This is a genomic window from Allorhizobium paknamense, from assembly GCF_030815125.1.
In the GTDB taxonomy this organism is placed as follows: domain Bacteria; phylum Pseudomonadota; class Alphaproteobacteria; order Rhizobiales; family Rhizobiaceae; genus Allorhizobium; species Allorhizobium paknamense.
Genome location: NZ_JAUSWH010000024.1, coordinates 1 through 12,353 on the forward strand (window position 1 = coordinate 1; position 12,353 = coordinate 12,353).

A 12,353-nucleotide genomic window follows, 5' to 3' on the forward strand; every position below is an offset into this window, starting at 1 on the left:
TCTCTTCAATTGTCAAATAACAGACACATCAAAGTGTCAAAAATTCCCGCAAGGCCAAACCGTTAAACCCGGCCCCAATCAGCATCTCAGCCAATCTCAGAAATTTAAAACGAAGAAGCTCACCGCCAGAAGCAACCGCCCCTCGTCTCGTGAAGCGGCTTATAAGCCCCATTACGCCAAATGGTCAATCGGGAATTTTGCGGCTTTTGCATTTTTCCGTCAGTGCGCTGAATTCATTGTTGAAAATAGCTTTCCGGGACAGGTGTCTTTTTCCTTCAAGCCAGTGCCGGTCCGACCGTTTCGCGAAAAATCGTCGATATCAGGCGCTTCGCTAGAGTTTTCGACACATCCTGCCTCGTCATTCTATCAAAGCGGCGCTAAGGTTTTTCTTTGAAAAATCCGTCCGGATGGGCTAGGCGCGCTTAAGCTTCTTTATAGGGCTTTTGACATTCAAGGAGACGAAAGCGATGCGCATCCTCTCAGAGGCGGTGTTTTCCGAACTGCCCAATTATTATCGCGGCAAGGTCCGGGAAAATTACGACCTTCCCGATGGCAGGCGCATTATCATCTCTACCGACAGGCTGAGCGCCTTCGACCGGATCCTTGCCTGCATTCCTTATAAGGGTCAGGTTCTGACGCAGACCGCGCGCTACTGGTTCGAAGAGACCAGGGATATCTGCCCCAATCATGTCATCGCCTATCCGGACCCGGCCGTCGTTGTCGGAAAGCGGCTGACCATTCTGCCCGTGGAGATGGTCGTACGCGGCTATCTGGCAGGCACGACAGGCACTTCGATCCTCACACTCTACAAGAAGGGGGAAAGAAGCATGTATGGCGTGACACTGCCGGACGGCATGAAGGACAACCAGAAACTCCCCTCCCCTCTGATCACGCCGACCAGCAAGGAATTCGACGGCGGTCATGATGCGCCTTTGACCCCTGATGAGATCATCGAACAGAAGCTTCTGAGCGCCGAGCAATGGCAGCAGGTTTCGGCCTATGCCCTGGCGCTATTTGCGCGCGGTCAGGAAAAAGCAGCCGAACGCGGCTTGATCCTTGTCGATACGAAATATGAGTTCGGCGTCGATGAAAACGGCACCATCATTCTGGCGGACGAAATCCATACGCCGGATAGCAGCCGTTACTGGATTGCCGACGGATACCAGCAGGCTTTCGAGGCGGGGCAGCGTCCGCCGAGTTTCGACAAGGACTTCGTGCGCAGTTGGGTGGCCGAGCGGTGCGATCCGTATCGTGAGGACATTCCGACGATTCCCGAGGATCTTATAGAGGCGACATCGGAGGTCTATATAAAAGCCTATGAAGCAATCACCGGCCAGCGCTTCGTTGCCGATGACAGCCACGCAACCCCATTGGAGCGGGTACGCGCCAATGTGTTCAGCTATCTGAAACAGCAATAGGCCTGTGAGGGAATGAAGACCGACGCCCGTTCGAAAGCCTTTGGAAGCGGTTGCAAGCCTGGAGAGCGCAAGCCCAGGCGCACGCGCCGCCCTGCCTCCGAGACGCGCAAGGATATCCTGAAGACGGCGGAGAAACTGTTTCGCGAACGGGGATACCAGCAGGTGGCGATGGCTGACATCGCGACAGAGCTGAACATGTCGCCTGCCAATGTCTTCAAGCATTTTCATGCCAAGAGCGCGCTGGTGGACGCCATTGCCTGCGCGCATATTGAAGACATGATGGCGGACCTGAAGGGCATCGACCCCGCAGCATCGCCCGAACGCAAGATCCTGGACGCGGCGGAACGTCTGCTTGCCGTTCTGCTGCGCGATGTGTCCGCCAATCCGCATATCTTCGAAATGGTTGTTCTGTGCGTGGACCCAAGCCGCACGGCCGGAGACTTCTATCGCGAGAAGATCAGCGCCGTTCTTCAGGTCTTCATTGATGAAGGTGTGAGGAAAGGCCAGTTCCACGTTCGCGACAGCGGCCACACCGCCTCTGTGTTGGCGACGGCCCTGGGGGGTATTCTCAATCCCCTGGTTGTCTGCCATGAAGAACCTGACATTTTATATACACGCTGCCGTGATCTTGTTGATCTTGTCATTTTGGCACTGCAAAACCCCCTTGCCAAGTGACGGATCGTATCTTACGTCACAAGCTGGCTTTGGTTGTGCGTTCGCGCAGGGCCGGCTGATGCTATTTGCTTCCGAAGATTCGGAAATAGAGTATTGTCATTTTTGATGTCCCATTGCGGTTTCGGTTTTACCGGTCCGCGTTACGAATATCGGTTGCAACAGACACTGTTGGGACCGGGTTCGATCCAGCAAGTTGAACGGAGCCAGGACCTGCCCATGTCCAGAAAATTAGCCCTGATATCTTTTCTTGCCCTGACTGCACTCACAGCAGCAGGATGCAGCGACCAGGGACAGAAACAGGGCAACGCCGCTGGCGGAGCCGGTGGTGCCGGCGGCGCTCGTCCGCCGAGCCCTGTCAGCGTGGTGCTGATGAAGAAGTCGGAACAACCGTTGACGACTGTCCTGTCCGGCCGTGCCGAAGCCTTTCAGAGCGCAGATATCCGGCCCCGCGTCGGCGGTGTGATCAAGCAGATCGCCGTCAAGGAAGGCAGCTTCGTCAAGGCGGGCGATCTGCTCTACAAGATCGAAGATGACACCTATCTGGCCTCGGTGGCCGAATCCCAGGCTTCGCTTGAAAAGTCCGAGGTCAGCGTTCCGGCGGCGGAGGCCAACCTTCAGCGCTACGAACGCCTTGCCAATACCGGCGCCTCGCAAAAAGACTATGAAGACGCCCGTACGACGCTGCTTCAGGCCAAGGCTTCCGTGTCCGAAGCGCGCGCGACGCTGCAGACGGCACAGATCAATCTCGGCCTGACCGAAATCCGCGCCCCCTTCGATGGCGTGACCTCCGCCACGAACTTCTCCATCGGCAACGTGGTGACGGCGAGCCAGACGGACTCGCTGATGACGCTCCGGCAGATCAACCCGATCTACATTCAGCTCAACGAATCCAGCGTCAATCTGCTGCGGTTGCAGGCTGCCATCAAGGCTGGCAAACTGGAGCGCAAGGACAACAGCGAAACCACCGATATTCGCCTGACCCTGGAGGACGGCTCCGAATATCCGCATGTCGGCAAGCTGGACATGTCGGAAATGGCCGTGAGCACCACCACCGGCACAGTTTCGATCCGCACCCTCTTTGACAATCCCGACAATATCATCCTGCCGGGCTCCTATGTGCGCGCCACCATTACGGTGGGCCGTGAAACCGGCTTTCTCATTCCGCAGCGCGCCGCCGGTCGCAACGCCAATGGCGAGTTGACCGCGAAGTTCGTGACCGCCGACAACAAGGTCGAAACGCGGACCTTCCGCAACAGCCAGCTTTCCGGAAACAGCTGGCTGGTAACCGAAGGCGTCAATGACGGCGACAAGCTGATCGTCGATGGCTTCCAGTGGATCGCCGACAATGCGACGGTTGCACCCGTACCCTCGGAAATCGACGATAAGGGTTTCGTCATCCAGAAACAGGACAATGCCACCGCCCCGGCGCCGAAATCATGATGTCCCAGGACATGCTCGGCAACATCGTGATCAGGAACTAGACCATGGCCAAATTTTTCATACGGCGGCCGATCTTCGCGTGGGTCATCGCCATCATTATCATGCTGGGCGGCGCGCTGGCGATCAATACGCTGTCGATCTCACAATATCCGGAGATCGCACCGCCGACGGTGCGCATCAGCGCCACCTATACCGGCGCCAGCGCCGATACGGTGCGAAAAACGGTGACGCAGATCATCGAAGACGGCATGACCGGGCTCGATGGCCTGACCTACATGACATCTTCGTCCACCACCGGCTCTTCCAGCATCACCCTGACCTTCGACAACAGCGTCAATGCCGATATCGCGCAGGTGCAGGTGCAGAACAAGCTGCAGCTTGTCACCTCGCAATTGCCGTCGGTTGTGCAAAATCTTGGCATTGAAGTCACCAAGTCCACATCCAGTATTCTTCTTGTCGGTGCGCTCGTTTCCACCGATGGCAAGCGGACATCGGCGGATCTCGGCGATATCTTTTCCAGCCAGATCGAAGACCAGGTCAAGCGTCTGGAAGGGGTGGGCAGTATCAATGCCTTCGGTTCTGCCTATGCCATGCGCGTCTGGCTCGATCCTTTCAAGCTGAAGAAATTCCAGTTGACGCCGGCGGATGTGACCTCGGCAATCGAAGCGCAGAACACCCAGGTGTCCGTAGGCTCAGTCGGCGGCCTTCCCTCCGTGGAAGGTCAGCAGATCAATGTCACGATGACGGCGCAGAGCCAGCTGACCACCGTCTCGGACTTCGAGCGGATCATTCTGAAGGTCGACACCAGCGGCGCGAATGTGCGCCTCAGCGATGTCGGGCGGGTGGAGATCGGTCAGGAAACTTATTCCTCGACCTCACGCTCCAACCGTCAGCCGGCATCGGGCTTTGCCGTCAACCTCGCCACCGGGGCGAACGCCCTGGACACGGCAGCGCTCGTCAAGGCCAAGATGACGCAGATCGCCCCGTCGCTGCCGCAAAACGTCAAGATCATCTACCCTTACGACACGACGCCCTTCGTATCGCTCTCCATCGAAAAGGTGGTGCATACGCTGATCGAAGCCATTGTGCTCGTCTTTGTAGTGCTGCTGGTCTTCCTGCAAAACCTGCGGGCCACCTTTATTCCGATGATCGCCGTGCCTGTGGTTCTGCTCGGAACCTTCGGGATTCTGGCGCTGACAGGCTATTCGATCAACACGCTGACCATGTTCGCCATGGTTCTTGCCATCGGTCTTCTTGTCGATGACGCCATCGTCGTGGTTGAAAACGTCGAGCGCATCATGTCTGACGAGGGGCTGGAGCCGCTCGAGGCAACGGAAAAGTCGATGGGCGAAATCACCGGCGCCATCGTCGGTATCGCGCTGGTGCTGACGGCGGTGTTCATCCCGATGGCCTTCTTCGGCGGCTCCACCGGCATCATCTACCGGCAGTTTTCGGTGACCATCGTCTCGGCCATGCTGCTGTCTGCCGTCGTTGCCATCGTGCTGACGCCGGCGCTCTGCGCCACCATGCTGAAGCCGATCAATCATCACAAGAAGGGCCGCGGCCCTGGCGCCTGGTTCAACCGCGGCTTCGACCGCACCACCCACGGCTATGTCAGCTCGGTCGGCTATCTGCTCAACCGTCCGCTGCGGGTCATGCTGATGTTCGCTATCGTCATCGGCGGTTGCGCCTGGTTCTTCAGCCGCCTGCCCTCCTCCTTCCTGCCGCAGGAAGACCAGGGCGTGCTGATGACCATCATCCAGCTTCCGAACGGCTCGACCAGCGCCCAGACGGCAAAGGTTATCGAAAAGGTCGAGAACTATTATCTCGACAAGGAGAAGGACGTCATCGACAGCGTCTTCGCGGTCAATGGCTTCAGCTTCGCAGGCAGTGGCCAGAGCTACGCGCTGGTCTTTGCCAAGCTGAAGGATTTCGATCTCCGCAAGGATCAGAGCATGGCCGCGGGTGCGATCGTGCAGCGCGCCATGCGCACCTTCTTCACCATCCGCGAGGCTCAGGTCTTCCCGATCCTGCCACCGGCCATCCAGGGCATGGGCAATTCCAGCGGCTTTGCCATGTATCTGGTCGATACCGGCAACCATGGCAGCGATGCGCTGGTCAATGCCTCGAAGCAGTTGATCCAGGCCGCCAATTCCAGCGGCACAGTCACCGCCATGCGCGCCAATGACCGTGATCAGGAAAGCCAGGTAAAGCTCGAACTCGACCAGGAAAAGCTGAGCGCCATGGGTCTGAGCATTTCCGAGGTCAACTCGATGCTGACCACGATCTTCGCCGGCAGTCAGGTCAATGACTTTACGCTGAATAACAAGATCAAGAAGGTTTATGTGCAGGCCGATGCGCCCTACCGCATGCAGGCCGAGGATCTGAAATACTGGAACGCCCGAAATTCCAGCAGTGAAATGGTGCCTTTCACCTCCTTCACCAATGCGAAATGGGTGAACGGGCTTCCCTCGATTTCCGCCTTCAACGCTGTCAATGCCTTTTCCATGGAAGGTTCGGCACCGGCGGGCGTCAGTTCGGGCGATGCCATGAACGAGGTCGAACGCCTCGTTTCGCAGCTCGACGGCGGTTACACCGTGGCCTGGACAGGCATTTCCTATCAGGAAAGATTGTCCGGCTCGCAGGCACCGCTGCTCTATGCACTTTCGGTGCTGATCGTCTTCCTCTGCCTTTCGGCGCTTTATGAAAGCTGGTCCATTCCGTTCTCGGTCATCATGGCCGTGCCGGTGGGCGTGCTGGGGGCTTTGCTGGCGGCGCATTTCCTGGGCCAGTCCAACGACGTCTACTTCAAGGTGGGCCTGCTGACGACCATCGGTCTTGCGGCAAAGAACGCCATCCTGATCGTGGAGTTCGCCAAGGAGCGGCAGGAGCATGGGCTGGGCCTGGTGGAGGCGACTTTGGAAGCGGCGCGCCTGCGTTTGCGTCCCATCGTCATGACCTCGCTGGCCTTCATTCTGGGCGTCGTGCCGCTGGCAATCGCAACCGGAGCTGGCTCAGCGGCGCAGAACGCCATCGGTATCGGCGTGCTGGGTGGTATGCTTTCTGCAACACTCCTCGGAATTTTCTTCGTTCCCTCGTTTTTTGTGATCATTCGCAAGGTTTCGAGCCGGGGAAAATCCCGCAAGGCACTGTCATAGCCTGAGGAAAACCGTTAGGTTAAAGAAAAATTGCCGCGCCCGGGAGGACGCGGCAATCTGGTGAATAAGGGGGTGGACGGAATGGACTCATTCCATATCCGCCAGACTGATGAGAAACAGGGAAAAACTAAATGGTCTCCGTACGCATAGCAGCGCCTCTCGCCATGCTGTTCCTATCGGGCTGTGTCATGGGCCCGGAACATACTCCTCCCCAGACGGCGCTTCCTGCTAAATTCAACGAGGGCGGCGGCACGTCGGCCGGAGATGTGTCCACCGTGAAGTGGTGGACCGCCTTCAACGATCCCCGCCTCGACAAGCTGGTCAACCAGGGCATCGAGCAGAACCTCGACATCCTGCAGTCGCTGGAGCGAATCGAGCAGGCCCGCGCCACCGTCATCACTGCCGGTGCAGGCTCTCTGCCGCAGCTGACCACCAGCGCCAGCCAGTCGCTCAGCAAGACCAATGGCGGCTACAACTCGACCCCGCAAACCTCCGAATCATCCGGCACGCTGTCTGCCTCCTGGCTGCTCGATCTCTGGGGCGAATATCGCCGCTCCAAGCAGGCCGCGAAGGCGCAGCTGGACGAAGCCTACGACAATGTCGATACGGCCCGCCTGACCTTCCTCAACACGCTGGTCACGGCCTATATCAACGCCCGTTACTATCAGCAGCGCGTTGCCATCGCCAACGAGGCCGTCAAGTCCCGCCGCGAAACGCTGGAGCTGACCAAGCTGCAGCTTGAAGCGGGCGCTGCCTCGCGTCTCGACGTGGCCCAGGCCGAAGGTCTCGTGAACTCCACGCTCGCCGATATTCCGGGTCTTGAGGCAAGCTTCTACAGCAATGCCTACCAGATCTCGACGCTGCTGGGCCTTCCGGCCTCGACGCTGATCGCCGACCTGAAGAAGGGGGCGCCGCAGCCGGTGGCCCGCCGCACGGCCATTACCGGCGTTCCCGCCGATCTGGTTCGCAACCGTCCAGACGTACGCGCCGCCGAGCGCGAACTGGCCGCTGCGGTTTACGACATCGGCGTCGCCAAGGCGAAGCTCTTGCCGAGCATCACGCTCAGCGGCTCGATCTCGCCGTCCTACACCCACCGCAACGACCGCTCCGGCACGGCCAATACGTGGTCGTTCGGCCCGTCGCTCACCCTGCCGATCTTCGATGGCGGCACGCTGCGCGCCAATGTCAAGAGCGCCGAATCGGTGGCCCGCGAGAAATATCTCGCCTGGAAGCAGGCCGTGCTGAATGGCGTGGAAGACGTGGAGAAGGCGCTTGCCGCTTATAACCGCGATGCCCGCGCCGTGGCTGCCAACCGCGCCTACGTGAAGTCCTACGAAGAAGCCCTGCAGCTTTCGACGGCATCCTATAAGGATGGTGCGTCATCGCTGCTCGACGTTCTGGACGCCCAGCGCAACTGGACGACCGCCAAGGCGAGCCTTGCCGAAGCCATCCAGACCATGGCCAGCGATTACGTGACGCTCAATGTCGCCGTCGGCGGCGGTTACGCCTTCAATGGTTCGGTGGACTCCGTTCTGCTGCGCACCCCGCAGGCCCAGGTGCCGGGCGTGCCGACCAACAAGGTTGCTGCAGCAAAATAAGCTGCAAGGCGATTATTAAAATGAGAAAACCCGGCTGCTCACGCTGCCGGGTTTTTGTTTTGCGGTGGATGATACGAAAACCGGTTCCCACTTTTCCTCGAAATGCTTTAGGGTGTGTGGGGATTCAGTTTTGGGTGAGGCGAAAACGGTAATTTTCGAGAACCGGAGCGGAGTGTACTTAAGGTACATGAGCACCGGAAGCGCAGGAAATTGCCGTTTGCAGCCCGCCCAAAGCTGAATACCCACACACCCTAGAAAGTCGGCGGCGTATTTATCCACAACAGCACCGTCTCGCCGTCGGAAAGGTTGCGCCAGGAATGCGGGCGCTGGCTTTCGAAATAGAAGCTATCGCCGCCCTGCAGCACGAAGAACTGGTCGCCATCCAGCACGATTTCCAGACTACCCGACAGCACATGGATGAACTCCTCCCCCTCGTGCTGATAGGCGCCTTCGCTGGAGGCGCCGGGCGCCAGTTGGAAGCGATGGCATTCCATCTGGTTACGTCCCTCGGCCAGCACCTGAATGGTGACGCCTGTCGTGGTGGCTGGCCAACTTGTCCAGCGCCCGGAACGGATCAGCGATTCGCGCGTCAGCCGCTGTTCCTGGCCGTTGAGGGCAGCAATCGTCGTGCCGAAATGGCGCGCCAGTTCATGCAGGGCCGTGAAGGAAAGCCCCTGCGACGTCCGCTCGAAGGTGGAGAGCAGCGAAACGGAAAGGCCGGTCGCGCCTGCCACGGCCTCCAGCGTCTTGCCCGCCTCCCGCCGCAAGCGCCGAAGCTTGATGCCGATTGGCGGATCGATGTCGCCGCCATCCTCAAGGTCGCCATCCTCCTCGGGCTCATCGGTCGCCTGCGGCTTCAGGCTTTCCCGGATGGCCGCCGGATTGAGCCCTTTTTCGGCCCTGAGCCAGCTGATCCGTTTCAGACGCTCGATATGGGCCGCATCATAAAGCCGCTGGCCGGAAGTCGTGCGCAAGGGCTCGATCAGGCCGTGATCTTCCCAGAGCCTCAGCGTCGAGGCGGAGACACCGGCAATGCGGGCAGCCTCCGCGATCTTGTAGCGAATATCGTTCATGGCACCTTCTTATCAAGGGAATGCCGAAATATTCCAGCCCCCAAGCTCCGCCCATTCAGGTTGGCAGAGCCGGTTCAGAAAAACAGAGACGGGTCACCCTTTTTCCCGAACAAACTCGGTTGCAAACCTACAGAAAAAATGTAGAGTTTTTTCGAGCAATCATCAAGCCCACCATCAGAAGACGACCGACAGAGGGACCTTCCATGCTGAATACCGAGATTTCCGCCCGCAAGAACGACGCCATTTCGCGCGGCGTGGGCATGACCACCCAGATCTATGCCGACAAGGCCGAAAATTCGGAGATCTGGGATGTGGAAGGCCGCCGCTATATCGATTTCGCCGGTGGTATCGCCGTGCTCAACACCGGCCATCGCCATCCGAAGGTGGTGGATGCGGTGAAGAAGCAGCTCGACCGCTTTACCCATACCTGCCATCAGGTCGTGCCCTATGAAAATTACGTCGCGCTGGCCGAACGGCTGAACACGCTGACGCCCGGCAATTTCGAGAAGAAGACGATCTTCGCCACCACCGGCGCGGAAGCGGTGGAAAACGCCATCAAGATCGCCCGCTGTGCCACGGGCCGCTCCGCTGTCATCGCGTTTACCGGCGGCTTTCACGGCCGCACCTTCATGGGCATGGCGCTCACCGGCAAGGTCGTTCCCTACAAGGTCGGTTTCGGCCCGATGATGGGTGATGTCTTCCATGTGCCCTTCCCGCTGGAACTGCATGGCATCAGCGTCGAGACCTCGCTGGACGTGCTCGACAAGCTGTTCAAGGCCGATGTCGATCCCAAGCGTGTGGCCGCCATCATCGTCGAGCCGGTTCAGGGCGAGGGCGGCTTTTACGATGTGCCGCGTGCCCTGATGAAAGCGCTGCGCGAGATCTGCGATGCCCATGGCATTCTGCTGGTGGCCGACGAGGTGCAGACCGGCTTTGCCCGCACCGGCAAGCTGTTCGCCATGGAGCATTACGATGTGCAGCCGGATCTGATCACCATGGCGAAGAGCCTGGCCGGCGGCTTCCCGCTATCCGCAGTCACCGGCCGTGCCGAGCTGATGGATGCGCCCGGCCCCGGCGGCCTGGGCGGCACCTATGCCGGCAACCCCTTGGCCATTGCCGCCGCCCATGCGGTGCTGGACGTGATCGAGGAGGAAAAGCTGATCGACCGCGCCAACCATTTGGGCGCGCGGCTGAAGCAGCGGCTGGAAAGCCTGCGGGCGGAATTCCCGCAGATCATCGACATTCGCGGCCCCGGCTTCATGAATGCGGTGGAATTCGGCGTGCCGGGAACCGATAGGCCGAATGCGGATTTTACCAATGCCGTTCGGGTCAAGGCACTGGAAAAGGGCCTCATTCTGCTGACCTGCGGCGTGTACAGCAACGTTATTCGCTTCCTCGCCCCGATCACCATTCAGGACGAGGTGTTCAATGAGGCGCTCGATATCATCGAAGCCTCGATCAGAGACGTAGCCGCGGAGGCTTGACCCATGACCATTTCCCCTGCCCTGACTGCAAAGCTCAAGGACCCGACGCTGATCACCGACAAGGCCCTTGTCGGCGGCGACTGGACCTCGGCCAGCGCCGACGGCAAGACCTTCGACGTCACCAATCCTTCCACGGGCGAAGTGATTGCCACCCTTCCCGATCTTGGCAAGGCCGAGGTGGTGAAGGCCATCGACGCCGCCTACAAGGCCCAGAAGGCCTGGGCGAAGAAGACCGGCAAGGAGCGCGCCGGCGTGCTGCGCAAGCTGAACGACCTGATGGTTGCAAATGCCGATGACCTTGCCACCATTCTGACCACCGAGATGGGCAAGCCCTGGCCGGAAGCACGCGGCGAAATCCTCTATGGCGCTTCCTATGTGGAATGGTTTGCGGAAGAGGCAAAACGCGTCTATGGCGATGTCATTCCCGGCCATCAGCAGGACAAGCGCATCCTGGTGATCAAGCAGCCCGTCGGCGTGGTGGGCGCCATCACGCCTTGGAACTTCCCCAATGCCATGCTGGCCCGCAAGGTGGCGCCTGCCCTTGCCGCCGGTTGCGCCATGGTCTCCAAGCCTGCGGCGCAGACGCCGCTTTCGGCGCTGGCCATGGCCATTCTGGCCGAGCGCGCAGGGCTGGATCCGGCGCTGTTTTCGGTGCTGACGGCCACCGATGCCGCCACTGTCGGCAAGGAATTCGCCGAAAACGACAAGGTGCGCAAGATCACCTTTACCGGCTCCACCAATGTCGGGCGCATTCTCATGCGCCAGGGTGCCGACCAGATCATGAAGCTTGGCCTGGAACTCGGCGGCAACGCTCCCTTCATCGTCTTTGACGATGCCGATCTGGATGCCGCCGTCGAGGGCGCGATGATCTCGAAATATCGCAATGCCGGGCAGACCTGCGTCTGCGCCAACCGCATCTATGTGCAGTCCGGCGTTTACGATGCCTTTGCCGCCAAGCTGAAGGAAAAGGTCAAGGGGCTCAAGGTGGGCGACGGCTTCGCCGAGGGCGTGACCACCGGCCCGCTGATCGACGCCAATGCCGTGAAAAAGGTCAAGGAACACATTGCCGACGCGCTCTCCAAGGGCGCCAAGGTGGAACTGGGCGGCGAACCGGCAGAGGCGGGAGAGCTGTTCTTCCAGCCCACCATCCTCACCGAGGTGACCACCGAGATGAAGGTGGCGCGCGAGGAAACCTTTGGCCCCGTCGCGCCGCTCTTCCGCTTCGAGACGGAAGACGAGGTGATCGAAATGGCCAACAACACCGAATTCGGCCTTGCCTCCTATTTCTACGCCAGCGACATGGCGAAGGTCTTCCGGGTGGCCGAAGCCCTGGAATATGGCATGGTCGGCATCAATACCGGCCTGATCTCCACCGAAACCGCGCCCTTTGGCGGCATCAAGCAATCCGGCCTTGGCCGCGAAGGCTCGAAATACGGGATCGATGACTATACCGAGATCAAATATATGTGCCTGGGCGGTATCGCCTGAGGTCTGAAGCCCCGCCTGT

9 protein-coding genes are annotated in these 12,353 nt (G+C 59.6%); 8 read left to right on the top strand and 1 reads right to left on the bottom strand.

Annotation, left to right across the window (positions count from 1 at the left end):
- The 6 genes from QO005_RS22380 to QO005_RS22405 form a co-directional block, all read left to right on the top strand.
- On the top strand, positions 1-394 hold a 394-nt coding region (locus tag QO005_RS22380), incomplete at its 5' end, for a hypothetical protein (protein ID WP_307160249.1).
- Between the two features lie 73 nt (positions 395-467).
- Positions 468-1,418: a phosphoribosylaminoimidazolesuccinocarboxamide synthase gene (locus QO005_RS22385; protein WP_307160250.1), complete on the top strand. Its 951-nt coding sequence runs from the start codon at positions 468-470 to the stop codon at positions 1,416-1,418.
- A gap of 12 nt (positions 1,419-1,430) precedes the next feature.
- Positions 1,431-2,093 carry a TetR/AcrR family transcriptional regulator gene (locus tag QO005_RS22390; RefSeq protein WP_307160251.1) on the top strand — a complete coding sequence of 221 codons (663 nt, stop codon included), beginning with the start codon at positions 1,431-1,433 and terminating at the stop codon, positions 2,091-2,093.
- Between the two features lie 216 nt (positions 2,094-2,309).
- The gene (locus QO005_RS22395) at positions 2,310-3,533 is read left to right on the top strand and encodes an efflux RND transporter periplasmic adaptor subunit (protein ID WP_307160252.1); all 1,224 of its coding nucleotides are present in this window, start codon (positions 2,310-2,312) and stop codon (positions 3,531-3,533) included.
- Between the two features lie 44 nt (positions 3,534-3,577).
- Positions 3,578-6,691 carry an efflux RND transporter permease subunit gene (locus QO005_RS22400; protein WP_307160253.1) on the top strand — a complete coding sequence of 1,038 codons (3,114 nt, stop codon included), beginning with the start codon at positions 3,578-3,580 and terminating at the stop codon, positions 6,689-6,691.
- A 131-nt stretch (positions 6,692-6,822) separates the two neighbouring features.
- Complete coding sequence (locus QO005_RS22405; RefSeq protein WP_307160254.1) at positions 6,823-8,289, top strand: efflux transporter outer membrane subunit; 1,467 nt, start codon at positions 6,823-6,825, stop codon at positions 8,287-8,289.
- Between the two features lie 251 nt (positions 8,290-8,540).
- Here QO005_RS22405 and QO005_RS22410 read toward each other — a convergent pair whose 3' ends face one another.
- On the bottom strand, positions 8,541-9,362 hold the full coding sequence (locus tag QO005_RS22410) for a MerR family transcriptional regulator (protein ID WP_307160255.1): 822 nt from the start codon (positions 9,360-9,362) through the stop codon (positions 8,541-8,543).
- A gap of 203 nt (positions 9,363-9,565) precedes the next feature.
- Here QO005_RS22410 and QO005_RS22415 point away from each other — a divergent pair, with 203 nt between their 5' ends.
- Complete coding sequence (locus tag QO005_RS22415) at positions 9,566-10,846, top strand: 4-aminobutyrate--2-oxoglutarate transaminase (RefSeq protein WP_307160256.1); 1,281 nt, start codon at positions 9,566-9,568, stop codon at positions 10,844-10,846.
- Between the two features lie 3 nt (positions 10,847-10,849).
- Positions 10,850-12,334 (top strand): NAD-dependent succinate-semialdehyde dehydrogenase, encoded by a 1,485-nt coding sequence (locus QO005_RS22420; RefSeq protein WP_307160257.1) that lies wholly within the window; start codon positions 10,850-10,852, stop codon positions 12,332-12,334.
- The last annotated feature ends 19 nt before the right edge of the window (positions 12,335-12,353 follow it).